This window comes from Scytonema sp. PRP1 (assembly GCF_036697665.2).
Classification (GTDB): Bacteria; Cyanobacteriota; Cyanobacteriia; order Cyanobacteriales; family Nostocaceae; genus Kalymmatonema; species Kalymmatonema gypsitolerans.
The window spans coordinates 1-22,643 of record NZ_JBAHYJ020000133.1 but is presented as its reverse complement, the minus strand read 5'-3'; the positions used below and the strand labels follow the sequence as shown (position 1 = coordinate 22,643).

Below are 22,643 nucleotides of genomic sequence, written 5' to 3'. Positions count from 1 at the left end.
TTCCGATTTTCACTATCAGTAAGTATAAACAGTTAATGAGACAATGATAATTAACTCATGTCAACCTTTATTTAAACAACAAATCTAACTTGAGCTACGACAACACCTGTAAATATCTCGCCGAACAATATCCGGCTGATTTTATCAAATGGTTACTTTCAACTGAGACCTCCGAGATTGAGATACTCAAAACAGAACTCAGTTTAGAACCTATTCGTGCTGACTCTGTCACTTTTCTACAAATTATTAATACTATTCTGCACTTGGAATTTCAAACTCTACCGACATCTAATCCTGCTATGGATTTTCGGATGTTGGATTACTATACGCGATTAAAGCGGGAATATGGTTGCCAGATTGAGCAAGTTGTTATTTTTTTGCAGCAAACAACCTCAGAAATCGTGTTTAGGCAAGAGTACGTGGATACAAACACTAGACACCGCTATCGAGTCATCCGTATATGGGAGCAAGACCCAACACCATTATTGGCTAACCCCGCCCTCCTACCACTAGCAGCTTTGGCGCGTAGCGACTCCCCAAATACATTATTAGAACAAGTCGCTGCTGGTGTCGGTATGATTGAGGAAAACGATGAGCGACAGAATATCTCGGCTTGTACCCAAATCCTGGCAGGTTTGCGGTTTGACAAAAATTTGATTCAACAATTGTTTCGAGAGGAAATTATGCAAGAATCTGTAATTTATCAAGATATTCTTCAAAAGGGCGAGCAAAAAGGCAAGAAGCAAGAGGCGCTAGCACTGATTTTGCGTCAGCTTCCACGCCGCATTGGTCCTGTTACCCCTCAGTTGCAAGAGCAGATTCGCAGCTTATCAGTTCCTCAGTTGGAGGATTTGGGAGAAGCGCTTTTAGATTTCTCCAGCGAAACTGATTTAATCAACTGGTTGGCTACCCAACATTCATAAACAAAATTATCCCAAATACAAAACCTCCGCTACGGTTATGCTGTAACGGAGGATAAATTTTTATTCTGATTGTAATTAATCAAAAACCCAAAATTAAGAGAGCCATTCTAAAACAGCTTCTTCTTTGGTATTTGTATTGCGAGATGGTGTCTCACGATTAAACTTCATGTGAATTGACCGTGTTTGTTCACCATCAGCAGCAACAGCCAAAATCGGATAGTCAATCAAACCATCCTGGAAGGACATCTGGAAGCGGAAGGTACCATCTGGATTCAGCTTAATGGGACGACCGCCAATTGTTACGGTTGCATCGGGTTCGGTTGCACCGTAAACAATCAACTCAGCATCAGCAATTAACCAGAACTTACGCGGACGCATCGGTACGTCGCCAGAGAAGCCAGCACCGGACATACCCACACCGGACGCGGTTAAACCGGACACGGTTGGAACTGCCCACATACCTACGCCAGAGGGGAAGACGTAGGAACTGATAGCTTGTTCTGGAGTGACAGAACTAGGAACCTGTTGCATCGAACCAAACAGAGAACCAGCAACTCTTTGTGCTTCGGCAGACTCAGCCAAGCCAAAGATTTGGTCATAAATGGCGTTGCCGGTGGCGTTACCGTTGCCGTTGCCGTTGGCGTTGCTAGTAGCAGCGGATGCCACCTTCTTGGTGGGCGGAACCAGTTCATAGAAGGTTTTGCCTTGCAAATCTTCTTCAAAGTTCACTGTGATGAAGACGTCTTCAATCCAATCGGAAGGATACACAGGAGGAACGTGGACGGGTGCAGAACGAGCCAGTACTAACCAGCGACCATCAGCGCAACGGTAACCGATGTCGATGACATAATCGCGATCGCTCACTGGAACTGGTAGATACCATTCGCGTGCGAGTTCATCACTCGGATATTCCTGAATGCTGTGGGGGCTTTGGTATTCCAAGTTGATGTCGGTGACATCATAAATACGCAATGCCAGCTGTTGTCCCCCTTGTCGCCGCAGTTCTTCTTTGTGTTCGTTGGACACATCCCAGTAGGTATAAGCCCACTGTGGATCACGGGGCAATAGAACAATACGACTTTCTCCATAGCCTGCAGGCAGATCCGCTAGTCCTTCATCAACATCAGCCAGAGTTCCACCAGTACGGTCTACTTGACCCAACTCAAATTTTGCTGCTTCCACGGTTTCCTGTGCCTCCAATGAACGAGATTGGCTGAGAGAAACTTTGCTGCGCTGAGCTTCTTGAATAGATGCCAGCAGCTGCGATTTACGCATTCGGCTATAACGAGAGATGCTATATTCGCTAGCAACTTTACGTAGTTGCCGCAATGTCATCTCTTCTAGCGGTGGGCGTTCTTTTGCCATGAATTTGGCCTCCAGTAGTTTGAAAGGTTGGTGATGTCCCCTGGTTAATAAGTGGCTGATATATAGCCATCAAGCCCAGATAAACTTCTTATTCCTGACTCCTGGTTTTGCCCAGTTGTTTATGTTTTTTAGTGTCTTTTTAAATTGCGGTGACTCCCTTTGAATTCCCACATAATGCCAAAATCAGCATTTTTGATAGGGGAGCGCAGGAGCCTTTTGTTAATAAATATTAAGCACTAATCCTCCACTGGGATCAAGGGGTCAAGAGACGCTCTTTTCAGCTTTTGACGAATTTATTAGCCCTTTGGGGATCACTAAGTGATGATTCTATGACATTGTAGCTCTTTACAAGCCAGCCCGGCATCTGCGATCTCATGATATTGTCAAGGTATCTTGACAAAAAGCAGATCGTGGGGATCTAGGGGCGCAATGGCTTCTCGTATCGGTGTAGGGGAAAAATTGTGAATAACAAATTTCCCTTACCCGTAATAACTCATGATCCGAAAATCAAAATCCACAAAGGAAGTATGAGGAGTAACAAGAGTGTGGAGATGATAATACTGCTGGCGATTAAATCGCGGTCGAGGTTGTACTCTTCTGCCAAAATCAGACCAGCAAAAGCCGTGGGTACACCAGACATTAAGACCATTGCCAAACGTGGTGAACCTGATAATCCAAAAAATAAAGTTGTTGCTAGACCAACGAGTAGGGGTGTAATAAAAACCCTCAGGAAAGCGGGAACCAAGGCAAGTTTCAAACTCTTCCATCCCTGAAGCTGTGCTAAGCGAATACCAGTCAGTAAAAAGGCGCAGGCGATGACGATGTTTACAGAACCTTGGAGTCCTGACTCAATGACTTCTGGTAGTTGTACAGAGCGAGTGAGATAGCCGAAGAGAAATGCCCATAGAGGAGGTACACTCAGAACATCACGCACTTGTATCCACCAGCGATTTTCGGATTGCGAATGATTGAAGTAGCTGGCAATCACAACTCCAAAGCCATAGGTGCCGATAACATTGTGGGTAATACTGTAAAGGACAGCCCAGTTGAGAGCATCTGAGTGAATTAAAACAGGGGCGATCGCCAACCCGACGAAACCTGTGTTACCCAAAACAGCAGAAAGCAAAAAGCTACCTTGAAACGAAGAATCAACCAAATCAGGGGGAAGTAATTTAGCCCAGTATGGCTTTAACTTGTGGGATAGTAACAGTTTCCATCCCCACAAAATGAGTGACGCGATTACCAAACCAACTATCAGCGCTCCCAAAGTGATTATTGGTGCTAGTAAAGGTAAACTGGCTCCGCCCCCAAATTCCTCTAATTGACCTTGTCTTGCTAACGCCAAAAGCTCTAGTGGCACCCCGAACCAGTAAAGACCACGACCTAAAATTCGTGGAAACCACTGAGGTAGGAACTTAAATATGAATAGCCCCAGACTCGTCCAGAGAATCAGGGGCGCATAGGCATGAAACAGAGTTTCTGTCATGAATAAAACGTATTCCAGCGACTGGGATGAGCCTTATACAAATTAAAAATTAAAAAATAAAAATTTTAAAGTTATCTTCTTGACTTGACTTGACTAGAGAATAGACTTCTTGCATTCATTCCAAAAAAAAGAATAATTAACCACAGATGGACACAGATGGACACAGATCGAATCAAACAGATGCAATCTTACTCCATGTACTTCGTACACAAGAAAGGATGAAAATGATTCTTCCTTCTGCCCTCTGCCTTATTTTCATAGGAGGTCTAATAATCCTAAACGAAGCTCAGATAGAATAGGACTTACGCAAGAACTCTCTGAAACTCTTATCTCTATGCGCTAAGGCGCAGCTCAAATCTTGCACCTAACAAAAGCCAGAGGCTCTAATATCTCGTTACCTCTTTGAACCTGGTAACGAGGGTTTGGAGGCTTCGCCTGCTCACTGTTGCAACTCTAGGCTTGATCTCAGCTAGCTTTCTTTGGGATAAAAAGTCTTGACATTTTGCCATCTAAACTTTTTTATCTCATTTATGATTAATTTTTTATCTAAAAAATCATACTTATTTTGTTAAGAACTGACATATCCCGAATACGCCACACACCATCTACACGAACCAATCCATACCTAACTAGCACCTTGTCCTTCTCAGGTTCTGGTTTTTTCATCTGACCATTCTCATAATACTGTGTGATTTCAGTCACCGAAGCTTCTACCGCAGCGTGATTTGGGTCAGCATTATTTTTCTCCAAAGATTCTACTTTCACGCTATGCTCGTATTTCCGATAGCGGTTAGCTAATTTTTCCTGTTGTGCCCATCCCCGCCATCTTGTCAAGGATGAACCGACTAAAATATTCCCCAAACTATCAATCTCATGGTTAGGTCCGAAAGCTGCAGCTTTGGTATCTAGCCAAGCTTGAACCATTTCTGCGGCTGTGGTTTCATTCAGAGGTCCAGCAGGTAATTGTAGTTTGCTATTTTGGTCGGGAATAGGGACTAGGGGTTGATTCAACTCGACTGATAACTGCTCGCCTTGCAAGGAGGGTCCAGGGTAAAACAGATGTTTGAACAATCCCAGAGTTGCTGCCATCAACAACCACAACACCAACAGACTCCCCAAACAAGCAAACATTATCCCCAAAAACCGCATTTGCGCTGGAGAAATACGGGCAAAAAGTTGCCGACGATGAGTAGACCCATGACGGTTATCTGAACCACCTCCTGAAGTGGCACGACTGCGTTTGCGCCTCCTTTGGGTTTGCCCTTGACTCTGCGCTGTCTCCGGTTTGGACCGACCATTCAAATTGTGGTAAGTTGCTCGAGATGTGGGGTTTGTGTTGGGAATTGGTGCTACTGGTGTTTCTGCATTTGCACTCCACCAAGTACCCGAAGCAGAGGGTGATGTCGTATCACCCTGCGAGGAAAAGTTTGAAGAGTCAGGGTTTTTCGGGGTTGATGTGGCTGGTATTTCTGAGTTGGGAGTTTTTTGAGTTGGTAATTGTCCCTCAACCACTTGAAAATTGTTGCGGCGACTCCGACGAGTGGTTTGCGTTTGGGAAGACTGGCGGTTCATGACCGTCGCTTCATTTGTGGTTTGTGTTTGTGTGGGTAGAGCTTCTAAATAAGCTTGCACCTGTTGGTCGGCAAAATAATCTTTCAGGGAAGCTGGCTGGTCTACTAAATCTCGAAAGTTGGGAAACACTTCGTTTTGCAACCAGCGTTCTCCGTATAAACACAGCCCTGGTAACAGGTCGGGAGAGTCTTGAGAATTTTCCCGAATAAAAGCTAGAGCCTCGTACTCTTGTGAAAGTTCTAAAGCACGGCTTGCTTCTTCTGTTTGCCCGAGCAAAAGCGCACATAGCGACTGTTCTAGATGGACATCTTGACGTCTCCCCAGACGGATCAGCATTTGCTTTGCCTGACGAATTAATGCGGGTTGGCGTTGAGTGAACCCCCGTGCGATTGAAGCATAAACGGCTAAATAAGTCGCGACTGCTGAGGGACGCCTGCTTTCACCTTCAAATAGTTTGTGCTGCTCTGTGACTGTTAGGTAGTTGCGCAGTTGCTGAATAAATCGTAGAAAATCATCTATACTCAGACCAGATTTGTCGTTTCCACTCCCATCAATCCCACCGCGCTCATCTAAAATATCATGCAATAATTGCAACCCTTGTTTTCGTTCACTCGTCTGTTCTTCCGGGAGTGCGAGTAATTCCAAAATCCGATATGGTCGCAATCTATACAAGTCAGACTGAATTTCTGCTCGAACGCTGGGGAATAACCCAACGCGAGCTAGAAGTTCCTCTCCCGTTTCCAGGGAAATTGCAGCATTTTCGTAGTGACTTTGCTGCCATTGCTCGCGCCCTAGTTCCAAACAAGCAAGGGAAACCGTAAGCACAACGTCTGGACGTTCAGCAGCAGGAGAAGGAATTTCCGAAATCTCCTGTGTATCTCCTTGGAAACTCCCTGTTGTAAGGTTTTTATTAACCAGGTATGGACGACCCAGTTGTAGGACAAGCTCATATTCCCCAAGTTCTTGCAAAATCAACAAAGCACCAACTAATTCATTTTGAGAAATTTCGATACTTAGAGATTGAGAATCAATACGACCAAGCTTGCCTTGTTCGCGGCTTTCAACAGCGACAGCGCCACCTTGAGTGCTGTCAGAACCATAGGCATGAGCAAGATAAAGCTGATCGTACCTTTTGCGTTCTTTTGGGTCACAAAGAACAAGGTAAGCTTCTTCTATGAGGTTTCTTCGAGATGTAATTGCTGCTTGGGAATACTCACGGCGCGGCAATTGTACGATGCGATCGCCATATGCCTGCCGCAACTGTTCCTCACTTGCCGCCATCGGTGTCCCTAAAATTCTGTAGTAATCTAGCGGAATGCGCACGGCTCACGTCCCCTGCAGCGCGATCAACATAATTCTCCTAGAGTATTCCAGCCCTGTAAAAAAGTGCCATAATAACATGTTGACCCCACACCACAAGTGTGTTTTGCAACAACTTTACTCGTATTTTTCCAAAAATCTAATCTTGCTATGGTACTAGTCTTTTCCCTTAGCTGAGAAGTCTCTAAACTTTTTAATAATCTTTTTATTATTTCTGGTACAATACTGCAACTTGCTTGATACAGCAGAAACTCACCATAGGATTTTAAATAGCAACATAAATAATAATACTGTGCTTGCAAGAATATATTTTTACTTTCTGTCCTAAATGTTTGGCTTGACCATTCCGGGAGGTGGTTGAGAACCACTTTCTTCGGCATACGGTCAGAGAAGCACTGTTTTAGTTTTATAGGTTTGCTACTAGAGAGCGAACCAAAGTATATCATAAGTTATTCTTTCATTACAAGAATCTACAGAGAAATACTTACTTTCGCGACCATTTTTCTAAATTGTTAATAAATATGCAGAAAACTTGCTATTTTGGTTGGTAATCTAGAAATCAAGGTTGCCATACTACGCATTGCTGTAGAACGAGATGAACCACAGCAGTGAATCAAGTTTGATTATTGACTCCTTTAAACGCTATCTTTTTAAAAGCTTACGCTGAGCGAGCGCTACTTATCTCAAATCATAACTTTAAGTTTTACGACAGGAACACTCACAAAATAATGGTTCAAGAACGCACATTACCCAAATTTGATGCGGCTACCGTACAGATAACGAAAGAAGAAGGGTTGCTGTTGTACGAGGACATGGTACTAGGGCGCACCTTTGAAGATAAGTGTGCCGAAATGTACTACAGAGGCAAAATGTTTGGTTTTGTCCACTTGTACAACGGTCAGGAAGCGGTTTCCAGCGGTGTGATCAAAGGCGCGATGCGACCGGGTGAAGATTTTGTGTGCAGCACTTACCGCGACCACGTTCATGCTCTAAGTGCAGGAGTCCCGGCAAAAGAAGTCGTGGCAGAGTTATTTGGCAAAGCCACAGGGTGCAGCAAAGGACGTGGTGGTTCGATGCATATGTTCTCTAAAGAACATCGGCTACTAGGCGGTTATGCTTTTGTGGCTGAGGGAATTCCTGTTGCTGCTGGGGCGGCTTTTCAGACGAAGTACCGCCGGGAAGTGTTAGGTGATCCAAACGCCGACCAAGTCAGCGCTTGCTTTTTTGGCGATGGTGCTGCTAATAACGGTCAGTTTTTCGAGACGCTCAATATGGCGGCGTTGTGGAAACTGCCAATACTTTTTGTAGTAGAAAATAATAAGTGGGCGATCGGCATGGCTCACGAACGCGCCACTTCCCAACCAGAGATTTACAAGAAAGCTAATGCCTTTAACATGGTGGGTGTGGAAGTCGATGGTATGGATATCCTGGCGGTGCGAGCAGTAGCACAGGAAGCCGTAGCCCGCGCCCGTGCAGGAGAAGGACCCACCTTAATTGAAGCATTGACATATCGCTTTCGGGGTCACTCTCTGGCTGATCCAGACGAGTTGCGAAGCAAGGCTGAGAAAGAGTTTTGGTTTGCTCGTGATCCAATTAAGAAATTGGCTGCTTATATGGTCGAGCAAAACTTGGCTTCGCATGAAGAACTTAAAGCAGTTGACCGTAAGATACAGCAACTCATCGACGAAGCCGTGAAATTCGCTGAAAGTAGCCCAGAACCAGATCCTAGCGAGTTGTATCGCTTTGTGTTTGCGGAAGACGAATAATGTAGGGAACTGGCGAACCAGTCGCTGTGAGTTCGGGAGATCGTTCGGAGTTCGGCGAAGGCTCACTCGAGCCGCTGAGCGCTCACGGACGTTCGGCGAAACTCAGTCGAGCCGCAAAGCCCTCCTGCAGCGCTGGCTCGCCATAGCGCGTCTTTTAACTGGGACTTCTTGTAAAAGCCTAAGATCGAGTGGATATGAAACCGCACCCTGTAGCAGATAAATACAGATGAAAACAGATATAGCGCAATTCGATTGAATGAAGTAATTATTATCTGTGTCCATCTGTGTCCATCTGTGGTTCATTATTTCTTTGTGTATCTTACCCAATTGCAAACCGTCATAATTATTAGCTTGTGCAAGAGGTTGAATGAGTAAACACTATATCCAAACAAATGAGTCCCGGCTGGAGGTCGTACCAGAAAGAGGTGGTATCATCACTAGCTGGCGCGTACAAAATCAAGAAGTTCTTTACCTGGACGAGGAACGCTTTGCTAATCCTCAATTAAGTGTCAGGGGTGGAATTCCAATTTTGTTTCCCATCTGCGGGAACTTACCTGATAATACTTACACCCTCAACGGCAAGCAATACACTCTCAAACAACATGGCTTTGCTCGTGATTTGCCTTGGGAAGTCACTAACCAAGTGACTCAAGATAAGGATAGTCTCACCATAACTCTCAGCAGCAACGAGCAAACACGCGCAGTTTATCCTTTTGACTTTCAGCTCGCTTTTACTTATCAAATAGACGGCAATACATTAGAAATTAAGCAGCAGTATACGAATCTTTCCACTGAACCAATGCCTTTTTCTACAGGATTTCATCCTTACTTTCTCACAGTGGATAAAACTCAGCTAAAGTTTGAAATTCCCTCACAGGAGTACCAAGACCAAATGACCAAGGAAACTCACTCATTTAACGGGGATTTTGATTTTAACCGTGATGAAATTGATGTAGCCTTTAAGCAGCTCAGCAGTCAATCAGCTACAGTCACAGATCATGCTCGCAAACTGAAATTGACGCTGGAATATGACGATACATATTCCACTCTGGTCTTTTGGACTGTTAAAGGCAAAGACTATTACTGCCTGGAACCTTGGAGCGCTCCTCGCAATGCTATAAACACAGGTGAACATTTGACTGTGTTAAAGCCGCAAGCCAGTCATACGGCAACTGTACGCCTGACGGCAAATTTTTTCTAAACCCCTTTACAAATCTCGGTCAGGTTATGCTATGATAGGTTAGTCATTGCGAATGACGAGAACGGGTCGCTAACTCAACGGTAGAGTACTCGGCTTTTAACCGATTAGTTCCGGGTTCGAATCCCGGGCGACCCATAAAAAAATAATTAGTGGTTCATAAAGATTCCAAGTTGTGAGTTCGACAACCAGTTTATTTGTCCCTTGTAACTCAAGGTACAAAAGTAAGTCATCGAAATGGTAGAGTGATGTGGGCAATGTGCACCCTACTTTGGTTAAAGTTTTTCAACATAAGGTACCCATCACTAGTTATAATTTCCTATAAGCTTAAAATACTATTAAGAATAGCGTATACATTACGTACGCTTGTCTCACCCACTAGCTGACAACCCTATTAGGAGGACTATCTATGGCGCTCGTACCTTTGCGGCTGCTGTTGGATCATGCAGCAGAGAACGGTTACGGCATACCAGCTTTCAACGTTAACAACTTGGAGCAGATTCAAGCTATTATGCTGGCTGCCCACGAAACAGATAGCCCCGTGATTTTGCAAGCTTCTCGTGGTGCTCGTAAGTATGCTGGTGAAAACTTCCTCCGCCACCTGATTTTGGCAGCGGTAGAAACCTACCCTCATATTCCCATTACCATGCACCAAGATCATGGCAATGAACCTGCTACCTGCTACTCAGCGATTAAAAACGGCTTTACTAGCGTAATGATGGATGGTTCGCTAGAAGCCGATGCCAAGACCCCCGCTAGCTACGAGTACAACGTTAACACTACCCGCGAAGTGGTGAAAGTGGCTCACTCGTTGGGCGTCAGCGTTGAAGGCGAACTCGGTTGCTTGGGTTCTTTGGAAACTGGTACGGGTGAAGCTGAAGATGGTCACGGTGCGGAAGGCGTTCTTTCCCACGACCAACTTTTGACTGACCCAGATCAAGCAGTTGACTTTGTGGAGCAAACTCAGGTAGATGCTTTGGCGGTAGCTATTGGTACCAGCCACGGTGCTTACAAGTTTACCCGCAAGCCCACTGGGGAAATTTTGGCAATCAGCCGTATTGAAGAAATTCACCGCCGTTTGCCCAATACCCACTTGGTAATGCACGGTTCCTCCTCTGTACCCGAAGATTTGCTTGCGCTAATCAACCAGTATGGTGGTGCCATTCCTGAAACTTATGGGGTACCTGTGGAAGAAATCCAAAAAGGTATCAAGAGCGGTGTGCGTAAGGTGAATATTGACACCGACAACCGTTTGGCTATTACCGCTGCTGTACGTGAAGCTTTGGCAGCAAATCCCAAGGAATTTGACCCCCGTCACTTCCTCAAGCCTTCTATCAAGTATATGCAGAAGGTTTGTGTTGAGCGCTATCAGCAGTTTGGCACCGCTGGCAATGCTAGCAAGATTAAGCAGATTTCACTCGAAGACTTTGCTGCTAAGTATGCTAAGGGCGAACTTAACGCAGTCACAAAGAAAGCTGCGACCGTCTAGGTTCTGAGAATAAGTAAATAGGGACACTACATAATGAGCGGTGTCCCTAAATCACTGAGGATTCTCTTTGCGTAGACACAACCGGGTGGTACTTAAGTTCCCCGGTTTTTTGTTTTATCTTGCACTAAAACGCACGAAGGGGTGTTCGTCATTAACCCACCAGGTGCTAAAAGGGCAACTGCATGCGGGACAGGGCGAGGTTCGTAACGTACGAGAGATTCTCCTTGGTAAACCAAGGAAGTACTTTGACCCGAATCAACCATAACGACATCCTGTAACCCAGCCTTAACTAGTGCTGCTCCCAAAGATATGGAGTCAACAGATTCCAGAGAAACACCGATAGTGGCTTGTTTATTTTGGTTAATACCCCAAAAAGCCCGATAACGTGCAGCATCAAAGTCAAATAGCTTGTTAAAAGTACTTGCTTCCTGGGGTTGACCATCTTTGACTAACCACGCCGCCGCCACAAAAGCATCAGTGACTTCGGGCATTTCAGCTTGTATTCCTTCTAAAGTGTTGTGTTTGAGTGGGTCGAAGGGAATGAAGCGTACTTCATGAGGGCTAATCAGTACCAATGGACGTGTAGCAATTTTCTGGATGTCCCAATTGTTGCCAGGAATGAATTGTTTTGTCACCTGGCTATACACTGGTCCAATCATCACATTGGAATTTAAAAATTTCATGGAGAAGAAACCCCCGTCCACAGCAGCCACAGCATTGGTGTTACTTTTAGCTAAAATCTCCTTAACTGTATAACGGCTATCTGCGTGGATGGTTATCGGTTTGCCACCTGAAACTAGGATGAGAGGAATTTTGTCAATCGTGATGTCAGTTCTTTGAACTGGACTTGCAAAGTTAAAGCCTATTTTCCAGCTTGGTAATTGAGGACCTCCCCAGGCTTGGGTGATTACGTTTTTTATTCTGGATTGACCAAACCGGGAAACTGCCAATAAACTTTCTGATGCACCTGCAAATCGCTCATCTACATCATTCATGGTGAGTGCTAACTCATACCCTGCTGCTTGCACCATATTTGCAACTTGCACATCATATTTTCCAGCAGGATAGGTGAAGTAGCGAATGGGAATGCCTAAGTTTGCCTCCAAAGTTGCCTTAGACTCAACAACTTCTTTTTGGATTTGTTCTGGTGGCAAAACTGTTAAATCTGCCGGGTGACTAACGGTATGAGATGCAATTGTTACCAAGGGGTCAGCTGCCATCTCTTTGACTTGTTCCCAACTCACATGAGTTCGACCAGCGTTGTTGCCGACACCTTTAGTGTAAATAGAAAATACGGCAGGGTAATTATATTTTTTGAGCAATGGATAAACATACTCATAATGCCCCCCGTAACCGTCATCAAATGTCAACAGAACAGGTTTTTCTGGAAGTGGCATTCCAGTTTGTAAATGAGTCGTCAGCTGGTCAAGACTGATGGGAGTCATGCCATTCTCTTTTAGGGTCTGAAAATGCTCTTCTAATTCTTCTGGGGTAACATCAAAGAAGACTTCTTTTTTTGGTAAGATGTCGTGATACATGAGAATGGGTACTCTTGCCTGCTTCGCCCGTTCATTAATGTTGGGCCAAGTACTACGATTCAGGAAGGCATAGACGTACGGGCCGACGGCTTCCACAATGTTTTCTAGTCCCCAATTAGGCTTACTGACCCAAGTGGATGCCAAAACAAAATTGCTAGCCAACTCGGAAACTTGGTTATTTAGCCCTACATTATTGCTGCAAGCTTGAGTGGTTGTTGTGGGAGTGCTTTTAGGCTCAGTATATTTAGGCTGAGTATGTCTTGGACGTGAACGACGAGCAACAGCCAGTTGCGGCAACAATACTGAGATAGTAAACAATCCACAAATAAGGGCATGAAATATGCTTCGGGTAGGGAAATTAAAAAATATGTAATTCAGGATACGATTATTAAGAATTAGCTTCATACTTAACTTCCAGAACGCTTGCGCTCTGTGATGGTGCATTGACTCCACTTAGAGTGACGCTTACACTTTATTCCCTATTCGTTATAAGGAGAAGAGGCAAAAGTATAAATAAAAGTTAATAAAACTATAAGGATGGCTTAAGCTTTACATCGGCAATTTTACAGGAAGTTGATATTTGTTACATACTCAAGCTCAGCAAATTTAGGCGTTTCTGTTGGTTAGACTGAGCTTGATACCACTTAAGTTCCTTTGTTTTTTTGTTTGATTGACTCTTTATTGCCTAAAAGTACCCCACCCCTAGCCCCTCCCCGCAAGCAGGGAGGGGAAGTAGGAAACGCAAAAACCCCACCCCTAGCCCCTCCCCGCAAGCAGGGAGGGGAAGTAGGAAACGAAAAAACCCCACCCCTAGCCCCTCCCCGCAAGCAGGGAGGGGAAGTAGGAAACGAAAAAAAATTGGGCAAAATTACACGAAGACACGGTGTTGTAGGCTAGGCATTTGACGGCGGACTTGTTCTAGCCTTGAAGGGTTAATTTCGGCGATCGCTACTCCCGGCTGCTCACCAGCATCGGCTAAAATCGCTCCCCAGGGGTCTATAATCATGGCGTGTCCATGAGTTTGGCGACGAGCGTAGTTGATTCCAGTTTGTGCTGGAGCAATAATATAGCAGGTATTTTCAATGGCACGCGCTTGCAGGAGGACTTGCCAATGGTCTTTGCCTGTGAAGGCAGTAAACGCAGCGGCACAAATATGACATCTCCGCCTTTGTAAGCTATGTGTCGGTAGAGTTCAGGAAAGCGAACATCATAGCAAACTGATAGCCCTATATTACCCAGTTCTTGCGAGAAGTGGACAGGCGGCAATTGTGTGCCAGCCATGACTGTAGTAGATTCTCGATAGGTGTTGCCGTCTGGGACGTTTACGTCAAACAGGTGTACCTTTTGGTAACGCGCGAGTTCTTGACCACTAGGGTCGATAAGTAAAGCAGTATTGTAGACTCTATTGCTGGTATGGTCTACAGGAACTGGAAAGCCACCACCTAAGATGGTGATTTGAAAACGCTGCGCCATCGTTTTGAGAAATTTTTCTGTTTCGGTGGCGATCGCCGAAGCTTGAGCGAGTTTTTCATTTTCTTCTCCCATGAAAGAGAAGTTTTCTGGCAAACCAATTAATTCAGCACCCTGACGCACGGCTAAATCGATGAATTCCTCTGCTTGTGCCAAGTTTTTTTGTAAATTGGACACACTCGTCATTTGAATAGCGGCGGCTAGATAAGATTTCATAAATTCAACAATGAATAATAAAGTTGTGTGAGGTTGAAAACAGTTAAGCTACCACACTAAGAAAAGTTAACTTGTCCTCAACAAGTCTTGTGTGATGGAATGTTAACAATCGACAAAGCAACCGAGCTGGTTAAATCATTTAGTCCAACTGTACATTTGAGAGGTTATATGCTGCACCGTGAAATTCCAGATTTTTCTGGTCTAAGCAACGCTAGACTTATACCCTGGTTTAGGAGTAAAGCAGTCAACAAAGCTAAGTTTTAGATGAACTGTACATTACCAAAATATCTGGCGGCTGAGAAGCTGGTTGCCTTCAATTTAAGAAAAAACACTTTAGAATGGCTGTTATGACAGGTAAAAGCAACCCGACTAAAGATATCTGCTGCGCGGAAGGGTGGGTGTTTTTTTAAACGGAAGTCAAAAAATGGCTGAACAACCCATGACACAAGGCTTTGAAGAGTTCATAACCAATTTACCATCCGCGCAATCTCTCAAAAGCTTGCCAAATAAAGGTTTTTGCTTGTATGATAAAACAGAATATTTTGAACCTGTGTCCGAAAACGGTATGCTTTTACCGATTCGCGCAACTGAACCTAGAAAACTGAATATAGTAAGCCTTTCATATGCCAGCGGTTACAATTTCTACGAATCCCTATTAGGGATTGAAACCTGGATTGACTGTTCTAGCTTGTCCATGTAAGACAGATGTTACAATTTCTACGAATCCCTATTAGGGATTGAAACGAGGGGCTAATAAAAAGTTGACCTGCTTTTAATTGTTACAATTTCTACGAATCCCTATTAGGGATTGAAACCAATCTTACTTGAGTCCTTAATATAGTACCAGGGGTTAGATGTTACAATTTCTACGAATCCCTATTAGGGATTGAAACGATTTTGATATTTGCCTTTTCGATCAGCATAACTGTTACAATTTCTACGAATCCCTATTAGGGATTGAAACTGAAAATACATTTAGAAGGAGTTGAAAAGATATTGTTACAATTTCTACGAATCCCTATTAGGGATTGAAACTCTTTTCTTCTACTGCTTGATTACCTGCTACTTGGTTACAATTTCTACGAATCCCTATTAGGGATTGAAACTTTGCGTATTTGTCTGAGCCTCAAGCTAACTTTTTGATGACGTTACAATTTCTACGAATCCCTATTAGGGATTGAAACCAAGCTTATAAACGTATGTGGCAAGATATAGCTAATTTTATGTTACAATTTCTACGAATCCCTATTAGGGATTGAAACGGTATTCCTCCCGAAATCGCTCACGAATATTGGATGGAGGTTACAATTTCTACGAATCCCTATTAGGGATTGAAACGATAAACTTACCAGACCTAGGGCGTCTGAGTACTGTTACAATTTCTACGAATCCCTATTAGGGATTGAAACATGTAAGATCTGCTGTATATGGTATGCGATCGCTTGTTACAATTTCTACGAATCCCTATTAGGGATTGAAACAGAAAGTACCTCAAAAACGGCACGGTTGTTGAAAGTTACAATTTCTACGAATCCCTATTAGGGATTGAAACTTAACCAGTTTTTTAGCTTTTTCACAAGATGATAATGTTACAATTTCTACGAATCCCTATTAGGGATTGAAACCTCTTGGTCCATTCTTGAATGACCCGAACAAGAAAGGTTACAATTTCTACGAATCCCTATTAGGGATTGAAACATTTACAAGGAAATCTTTATGGTAATGTCTGTTGTTACAATTTCTACGAATCCCTATTAGGGATTGAAACCAAAACTTCGGCTCTAGCGTAAGCACAAAGGTTGTAGAAGTTACAATTTCTACGAATCCCTATTAGGGATTGAAACACTAAATCCTTGCTGAGAAGATACGAAATAAGCCGTTACAATTTCTACGAATCCCTATTAGGGATTGAAACTATAGAATGTAGATCCATGAGCAAGCGAGTTCCTTGCGTTACAATTTCTACGAATCCCTATTAGGGATTGAAACAATGAATTTGCAGTTAGCGGCAACCCTGTTACCGGATCGGGTGTTACAATTTCTACGAATCCCTATTAGGGATTGAAACTTTGATTTCGATTGGAGGATTACAATTGAGGCTTGTTACAATTTCTACGAATCCCTATTAGGGATTGAAACTGAAATAATCTACCGTTAATGGATTTGACGTTTTTTCGTTACAATTTCTACGAATCCCTATTAGGGATTGAAACTCTAATTTGACGCGCCACCTCTGATTCAGTCGATTGCGTTACAATTTCTACGAATCCCTATTAGGGATTGAAACTTTGCTTTATTCAAGCTTGCCTCAACAAGGGCGATGGTTACAATTTCTACGAATCCCTATTAGGGATTGAAACACGTATCAACCTGGACTGCAAGAAGTTCCTGAAGGTTACAATTTCTACGAATCCCTATTAGGGATTGAAACCAGTTGTAAGCACTGCTGATAATATTTGTTCAGCGTTACAATTTCTACGAATCCCTATTAGGGATTGAAACATTTAATGGGGAAGGAACTTGGACAAGAGCAGTCGTTACAATTTCTACGAATCCCTATTAGGGATTGAAACGCCACGACAATTGGGAGACTGCTCAAATCTCAGAAGGTTACAATTTCTACGAATCCCTATTAGGGATTGAAACGAACTTCTTGCGCTGGTTAATCTGCTTTTTTGGCTGTTACAATTTCTACGAATCCCTATTAGGGATTGAAACAACTCACTGTAGAGACAATTGATGAACTGTTGCGTTACAATTTCTACGAATCCCTATTAGGGATTGAAACTTACTTACCCAGGCGGGGCGATGTGCCGGATCAAGTTACAATTTCTACGAATCCCTATTAGGGATTGAAACCTTAGTTGCAGAGACTGTACTGGCACCTGCTGCTGCTCCTGGTTACAATTTCTACGAATCCCTATTAGGGATTGAAACACTACCTTGTCTCTTGTTCCACCAGTAGCCAAGTCGTTACAATTTCTACGAATCCCTATTAGGGATTGAAACGGGAATATTCCAAGCGGCGGCACAACGAATGGGAACAGGTTACAATTTCTACGAATCCCTATTAGGGATTGAAACTAATCCATCACTACGTATCAAACACTCGATTAACATGTTACAATTTCTACGAATCCCTATTAGGGATTGAAACAGAAGGGTACTACAGATGCACCAGGGTCATACATAGAGTTACAATTTCTACGAATCCCTATTAGGGATTGAAACTGGTTTGATAAGGGCAAAATATAGGCGTACCATGTTACAATTTCTACGAATCCCTATTAGGGATTGAAACGTTCCCTTTTCACAGCAGTGGATGCATCTGGAGGGAGGTTACAATTTCTACGAATCCCTATTAGGGATTGAAACCTTGTTTTAACTCAGTATTATTTTTGAGAGAGAGGTTACAATTTCTACGAATCCCTATTAGGGATTGAAACATCACACCTGATACTTTCGAGGCTCTGAGCCAGGCGATCGCGGTTACAATTTCTACGAATCCCTATTAGGGATTGAAACTCCTTCTCTTGCTTAGTTAACTCTAATTGGATGGTTACAATTTCTACGAATCCCTATTAGGGATTGAAACTCATATCCAACTAAATAACACCCTGGCATATCTTTAGTTACAATTTCTACGAATCCCTATTAGGGATTGAAACTTTAGGAAAGATACTTTAAGTGGTGAAGCTTTTTGTTACAATTTCTACGAATCCCTATTAGGGATTGAAACCAATCGCAGCTTTCATACTCGCTTCTGAAAGCATGGTTACAATTTCTACGAATCCCTATTAGGGATTGAAACGCGTTTGTTATTCGTGCGAGAGGACTAACTGAAATGTTACAATTTCTACGAATCCCTATTAGGGATTGAAACTTACAATTTCTACTCCTTTTTCACAACCTTTTTGGTTACAATTTCTACGAATCCCTATTAGGGATTGAAACGCCAGAAGGATTTGATTGGCGATCGCACAACAATGTTACAATTTCTACGAATCCCTATTAGGGATTGAAACGCAGATTTGTACTGATGCAACGCTGGGTAATGTAGTTACAATTTCTACGAATCCCTATTAGGGATTGAAACTTACAGGAAATTCAAAATTTATTAATTATTTTTGAATTTTGAATTTTGAATTCTTGCGTTCGCGTAGCGTGTCCGTTCGGCGAAGCCGTGCCGAAGGCTTGAGGAGGGAATTACATCCAAGTATTGAGGATGTGCCAAGGCACTTAAATACAGCCTTGTTCCCAGTCTCTGGCTGGGAATACCATTGGGAGGCTCTGCCTTAAGAGCGGCAGAGCCGCTTAAACTGCATTTCCTGCTTAGACCTGGAAACGAGATTTTAGAAGAGTTTTGGCTTAAGTTGACACGTATGGCTTCTAGCCCGCCCAGTTTATAAGACGGACGCCAATCCCGAAGTTCTGATTGCCCTGCATAGCACTGCGCTCCGCGCAATCGGAGGAGACCGACCCTCAGACTTCTCTCCATCCCACAAGAAAAGGTTGGATATTTTTTATTTGGAAGTCCCTAAGCAGCTGCTTGAGCAATTAATTGGTTAGCAACCTGCTGTGCCAAGTTAATTGGAATTGCAAATCCCAGTCCTTGGGCACCTTGAATAATAGCAGTGTTCACACCGATGACTTGCCCGCGTTGATTCAGGAGTGGTCCACCTGAGTTCCCAGGGTTGATAGCAGCATCGGTTTGAATAAACCCAACTTCGCGATTTCGGGAACCTAATGCACGACTCGTGCGGTCTGTTGCACTGATGATACCTACTGTCACGGTGTTGTCTAAACCCAGAGGATTACCGATCGCGATCGCCCATTCTCCAGGTTTCAACTGATCGGAATTACCAAGACTCACAACCGGCAGATTATTCGCCTGAATTTGGACAACAGCTAGATCCGTTGCTCTATCTTGTCCTAATACTCGACCTGTGAAACTACGACCGTTTTTCAAAGTTACGCTGACTGTGTCTGCTCCACCAACAACGTGAGCGTTTGTCAGAATCAGACCATTCGACCTAATGATAAACCCTGAACCGGTACCTCTGGCTACTCTTCTACCATAGGTATATGGATTTCTTACGGTGCGTGTAGAGTCAATCCGCACGACAGCAGATCCGGTTCTTTCTACCGCAGAGGAAACAAAGTTACTATCTGTGTTGCCAATTGGTGCAGAAGGTAATTGAGCAATTGGTTGCTGAGATAGCACTGGATTTGTGGGCATGAAATGTCCGCCCAACATAGCCGTTGCAGCTCCTAAAGACACCAAAGACAAATTCGTGAGAGACTTCTTGAAAGAAAAAAGAAAAGACATTTTAGATTTCCTATAAATGAGGATGGTTTGACACAGAATCATTGGAGACAAAAGCTGTTTTTCTCACCCAGGTTCCTTAGCTAGCGTTAATAATCCGCTTGATAAGATCCAGCGCTACCTGAGTTGTTTCATTTAACAGTTTTGCGTCTACCTTTTTATCATTTGGCGTATGGTAGTTCGGCTCGTCGCCTCGGTAAAAGAATAGAACTGGCACGTTTTTGTTAGCAAACGATGCATGGTCGCTACCGCCAGATGAGCCAAAGGTTTTCACTTTAGGGTCAATATTTCGCGCAAATGCTGTTAAAGATGACGTACCACCAATTCCTAACTGGTTGTTGACGCCAACCATATCGAAATTGACCATAGCTTTTAGCCCTGAGAGAAACTGCGACTCAGCTTTATTGACAAAAGCCCGCGAACCGTGCAGCCCGTCTTCTTCACCATCAAAGGCGATGAACCAGGCTTGACGAGCAGTCGGTGTATTAGATAGATTACGGGCAAGAGCCAGGACAACTGCTGTTCCCGAAGCATTATCGTTTGCTCCCGGAGAACCAGGTACTGAGTCGTAATGCCCACCTAGAATAATTTTGGGTTGAGTCACACCTGCAAGATGTGCTATAATATTACGCCCAGTAACAACACGTCGTTGCGCATTCACATTCAAGCTGACATTTAGGGGGGCAGTTTGCGCACGTTGAATTAAGGGATTGCCTTGTTGACCTGAAAGCGCCAGTACAGGAATTTTCACCTCCTCGCCAAGCGTCCCGTACACATCGCCTTGTTGATTGTTGACAATCACCAAACCCACAGCCCCAGCAGCAACAGCATTTTTCGCTTTTTCAGAAAAACGAATTTCACCGCGCCGGACAATGGCGATCGCTCCCTTAACATTCACAGCAGCAAAATCAGCTTTGCGTCCGACATTAGGAACCGCTACCAGTGGCGCATTCAATTTTCCTGCAACTGTCCCATTGAGTGCTTTCCCCTCAACCGTCGCTTTATCAACAGTCAGGTTTGAACCTAAGTCTTGAAATTTTGAATAAGTAAAAGTTTGAACTTCAGCCACATAACCAGCTTTGCGGTACTGTTCAATTAGATAAGCGCTTGCCTTTTCCATGACTGGTGTCCCAGCGACTCGCGGACCAAGATTCACTAAAGCTTGTACATCTGTAAAAGTGCGGTTGGACTCTTGAACCTCAACAGCTTCTCTAGTACGATTTGGCTGGGCAATGCAAGCTGTAGGAAGTCCAACCAAAACAGCTACCAGCGCCGTTTGTAACCATGATTTTGCTAATGTCTTAAATAGAAAATTTGATCGAAATTTCGTGTTCGTCACCTTTGTACCTACTGCTATGAATCGCAGGTTTTTAAACGTATGCAATCAGGCGACCACAAATAATCACACCAGTCCAAAGCATAAGGGAAATGACTGCGATCGCTCTAACCACCCTTGGAGTTCTCACACCCCGGTTCCAGAACTTAACCGATTTAAAAGCCACTCTATGAAAAAAAGCCGCATTCACCCCAGCCGCGCACAACAGCAAAAGCTTCAGGCGAAAAGCTGGATTTGCTGCTATTTGGCTTGCATCCACTGCAAACATGAGAAAACCTGATAGGACGACAACCACAAAACTGAGGAAAGACCAAGGCAAGAGGTATCTTGCCATATCTGTTACCAACAGGTGGCGGGAGAAACCAAGTAACCTTAAATCGAACAGAGCAACTGAGCCAAAGACAATGGCTAAACCAAGAATGTGTGTCGTTGAAATAATTGGGTAAAGCCATAGCCACTGGCGAATCAGTGAGGACAAGGCACTGTTTTCTAACCACAGCCACCAGGTTGTATCAGCAATGTGCATCAACGCAGTTCTACTGTTTGCTTACCTATAGTAATTCGCTCTGCCCGCATTTCATTAACATCCGTACGATGAGGGTAGCCTACTAACCTCACTTGCTGTCCAACCTGCAAAGCGCTTTGGGGTAACCCACGTCTCTGCAATCGGGCAGGTGGTGCAAGGACTGCTTGCCATACTTTATTATCATCTGTTTTCACTTCTATTGTGGTGTGCGGATTCCCATAACTGATATTCTGGATTTCCCCAGAAAGGTTAAGCGTTTGTTCGTTGTTGTACTCACTCCATCCGTGATGGGCGCTCGCATTTTCAGTTGCAGAAGCTAGGAAAGTCGCAATTGTTGCCGCAGTTAGCGCAGCATGCATAAATCCTTTTTTAACCATGGTTTTGTTTACTTGTTGCTGATTATCCATGATTCCATTCCTGGTTTTGTTAAGTTTTCGTCTGGAGTTTTGAGTAAAAAGTGTCACAGTAATTTTTTGGTCTTCTCTACTAAGCACTCACAACTGTTTTGGTCAATTCACCAGCACAGTCTTTCCACCAATCGTGATTTGCGACGCTCCCATTTCGTTGGAACGATTGTAAGCGGGCCATCCTACCACAGTTGCAGTGGAGCCAACCTTGAGAACACTCTGGCTTAATCCTTGCCACTGTGCCTGGGTAGGTGATGGCAAATCAATCTTCCAAACTTGCTTTGAGCGACCAGTTGTTTGAAGTTGTATACGAATGTGGGGACTCGTATATCTGACTGCTTTAATCACGCCTGTGATTGTCCGTGGATTTCCCATATCATAGTTTGTGTAATAGCCGTGATGTGCTGCTACTTGTCCAGGAAAACCAAGGCTCGCAACTACGGTAATTATGGCTACCCAAAACAACTTAGAGCGTGCAATCATACGTTTGGCGGTGCTAAGTTTCGAGAGATTTAGGTGTGTACAAGAACCCCACCCCTAACCTGTCCCTGCTTGCAGGGAGGGGAGCATGCACTGGCGGGGTGCGGTTTAGGGTCATTGTGAATGATAAACCAAACATGATATGACAGACCTTTGATATTCTTGTTATTTTTTAGTGTGATGGACAAGTATGACAAAAAAATGTCAGTGCCTCTCGGTAAAGAT

The 22,643-nt window shown here is 43.8% G+C and carries 14 protein-coding genes, 1 tRNA gene, 1 pseudogene and 1 CRISPR repeat array; of the genes and pseudogenes, 5 read left to right on the top strand and 11 right to left on the bottom strand.

Features of this window, described 5'->3' with window-relative positions; all coding sequences use genetic code 11:
- Positions 1-89 precede the first annotated feature (89 nt).
- A complete protein-coding gene (locus tag V5G28_RS35315) occupies positions 90-923 on the top strand; it encodes a DUF4351 domain-containing protein (RefSeq protein WP_332997221.1) in 834 nt (277 codons plus the stop codon).
- 93 nt (positions 924-1,016) lie between these two features.
- Here the strand turns inward: V5G28_RS35315 and V5G28_RS35310 are convergent, their stop codons facing one another.
- From V5G28_RS35310 to V5G28_RS35295, 4 genes are all read right to left on the bottom strand, one after another.
- A complete protein-coding gene (locus V5G28_RS35310) occupies positions 1,017-2,288 on the bottom strand; it encodes a DUF4912 domain-containing protein (RefSeq protein ID WP_332997219.1) in 1,272 nt (423 codons plus the stop codon).
- A 493-nt stretch (positions 2,289-2,781) separates the two neighbouring features.
- Complete coding sequence (locus V5G28_RS35305; RefSeq protein WP_332997217.1) at positions 2,782-3,774, bottom strand: AEC family transporter; 993 nt, start codon at positions 3,772-3,774, stop codon at positions 2,782-2,784.
- A gap of 546 nt (positions 3,775-4,320) precedes the next feature.
- On the bottom strand, positions 4,321-6,669 hold the full coding sequence (locus V5G28_RS35300; protein WP_332997215.1) for an IMS domain-containing protein: 2,349 nt from the start codon (positions 6,667-6,669) through the stop codon (positions 4,321-4,323).
- A gap of 23 nt (positions 6,670-6,692) precedes the next feature.
- Positions 6,693-7,112, bottom strand: coding sequence for a hypothetical protein (locus V5G28_RS35295; RefSeq protein ID WP_336231549.1), 420 nt, complete (start codon positions 7,110-7,112; stop codon positions 6,693-6,695).
- Positions 7,113-7,394: 282 nt separating this feature from the next.
- On the opposite strand from V5G28_RS35295, the gene pdhA reads away from it, so the two are divergent.
- From pdhA to fba, 4 genes are all read left to right on the top strand, one after another.
- Complete coding sequence (gene pdhA, locus V5G28_RS35290; protein WP_332997211.1) at positions 7,395-8,432, top strand: pyruvate dehydrogenase (acetyl-transferring) E1 component subunit alpha; 1,038 nt, start codon at positions 7,395-7,397, stop codon at positions 8,430-8,432.
- Positions 8,433-8,799: 367 nt separating this feature from the next.
- Positions 8,800-9,633 (top strand): aldose epimerase family protein, encoded by an 834-nt coding sequence (locus tag V5G28_RS35285; RefSeq protein WP_332997209.1) that lies wholly within the window; start codon positions 8,800-8,802, stop codon positions 9,631-9,633.
- A gap of 63 nt (positions 9,634-9,696) precedes the next feature.
- Positions 9,697-9,768 (top strand) — tRNA-Lys (locus V5G28_RS35280).
- Positions 9,769-10,039: 271 nt separating this feature from the next.
- Positions 10,040-11,119 carry a class II fructose-bisphosphate aldolase gene (gene fba / locus V5G28_RS35275; RefSeq protein ID WP_332997207.1) on the top strand — a complete coding sequence of 360 codons (1,080 nt, stop codon included), beginning with the start codon at positions 10,040-10,042 and terminating at the stop codon, positions 11,117-11,119.
- 92 nt (positions 11,120-11,211) lie between these two features.
- Here the strand turns inward: fba and V5G28_RS35270 are convergent, their stop codons facing one another.
- The 7 genes and pseudogenes from V5G28_RS35270 to V5G28_RS35240 all read right to left on the bottom strand — a co-directional run bounded on the left by V5G28_RS35270 (position 11,212) and on the right by V5G28_RS35240 (position 22,421).
- Positions 11,212-13,062: a polysaccharide deacetylase family protein gene (locus V5G28_RS35270; protein ID WP_332997205.1), complete on the bottom strand. Its 1,851-nt coding sequence runs from the start codon at positions 13,060-13,062 to the stop codon at positions 11,212-11,214.
- Positions 13,063-13,525: 463 nt separating this feature from the next.
- Positions 13,526-14,343, bottom strand: a pseudogene (locus V5G28_RS35265) (carbon-nitrogen hydrolase family protein).
- A gap of 632 nt (positions 14,344-14,975) precedes the next feature.
- A CRISPR array of direct repeats spans positions 14,976-18,439; the repeat unit is 37 nt; unit sequence GTTACAATTTCTACGAATCCCTATTAGGGATTGAAAC.
- 441 nt (positions 18,440-18,880) lie between these two features.
- The gene (locus tag V5G28_RS35260; RefSeq protein WP_332997203.1) at positions 18,881-19,672 is read right to left on the bottom strand and encodes a trypsin-like peptidase domain-containing protein; all 792 of its coding nucleotides are present in this window, start codon (positions 19,670-19,672) and stop codon (positions 18,881-18,883) included.
- 76 nt (positions 19,673-19,748) lie between these two features.
- Positions 19,749-21,008 carry a M28 family peptidase gene (locus V5G28_RS35255; protein WP_332997201.1) on the bottom strand — a complete coding sequence of 420 codons (1,260 nt, stop codon included), beginning with the start codon at positions 21,006-21,008 and terminating at the stop codon, positions 19,749-19,751.
- Between the two features lie 31 nt (positions 21,009-21,039).
- The gene (locus tag V5G28_RS35250; RefSeq protein ID WP_332997199.1) at positions 21,040-21,531 is read right to left on the bottom strand and encodes a DUF6644 family protein; all 492 of its coding nucleotides are present in this window, start codon (positions 21,529-21,531) and stop codon (positions 21,040-21,042) included.
- Positions 21,531-21,938: a DUF6152 family protein gene (locus V5G28_RS35245; RefSeq protein WP_332997197.1), complete on the bottom strand. Its 408-nt coding sequence runs from the start codon at positions 21,936-21,938 to the stop codon at positions 21,531-21,533. Before V5G28_RS35245 ends, V5G28_RS35250 begins: the two co-directional genes overlap by 1 nt.
- A 102-nt stretch (positions 21,939-22,040) precedes the next feature.
- On the bottom strand, positions 22,041-22,421 hold the full coding sequence (locus V5G28_RS35240; protein ID WP_332997195.1) for a DUF6152 family protein: 381 nt from the start codon (positions 22,419-22,421) through the stop codon (positions 22,041-22,043).
- Positions 22,422-22,643: the final 222 nt, after the last annotated feature.

Bases quoted from the DNA above. Each gene is read 5' to 3' on its own strand.
- V5G28_RS35310 (WP_332997219.1), bottom strand. From the start codon at position 2,288: ATGGCAAAAGAACGCCCACCGCTAGAAGAGATGACATTGCGGCAACTA.
- V5G28_RS35305 (WP_332997217.1), bottom strand. From the start codon at position 3,774: ATGACAGAAACTCTGTTTCATGCCTATGCGCCCCTGATTCTCTGGACG.
- V5G28_RS35295 (WP_336231549.1), bottom strand. From the start codon at position 7,112: ATGATATACTTTGGTTCGCTCTCTAGTAGCAAACCTATAAAACTAAAA.
- pdhA (WP_332997211.1), top strand. From the start codon at position 7,395: ATGGTTCAAGAACGCACATTACCCAAATTTGATGCGGCTACCGTACAG.
- V5G28_RS35285 (WP_332997209.1), top strand. From the start codon at position 8,800: ATGAGTAAACACTATATCCAAACAAATGAGTCCCGGCTGGAGGTCGTA.
- fba (WP_332997207.1), top strand. From the start codon at position 10,040: ATGGCGCTCGTACCTTTGCGGCTGCTGTTGGATCATGCAGCAGAGAAC.
- V5G28_RS35270 (WP_332997205.1), bottom strand. From the start codon at position 13,062: ATGAAGCTAATTCTTAATAATCGTATCCTGAATTACATATTTTTTAAT.
- V5G28_RS35260 (WP_332997203.1), bottom strand. From the start codon at position 19,672: ATGTCTTTTCTTTTTTCTTTCAAGAAGTCTCTCACGAATTTGTCTTTG.
- V5G28_RS35250 (WP_332997199.1), bottom strand. From the start codon at position 21,531: ATGCACATTGCTGATACAACCTGGTGGCTGTGGTTAGAAAACAGTGCC.
- V5G28_RS35245 (WP_332997197.1), bottom strand. From the start codon at position 21,938: ATGGATAATCAGCAACAAGTAAACAAAACCATGGTTAAAAAAGGATTT.
- V5G28_RS35240 (WP_332997195.1), bottom strand. From the start codon at position 22,421: ATGATTGCACGCTCTAAGTTGTTTTGGGTAGCCATAATTACCGTAGTT.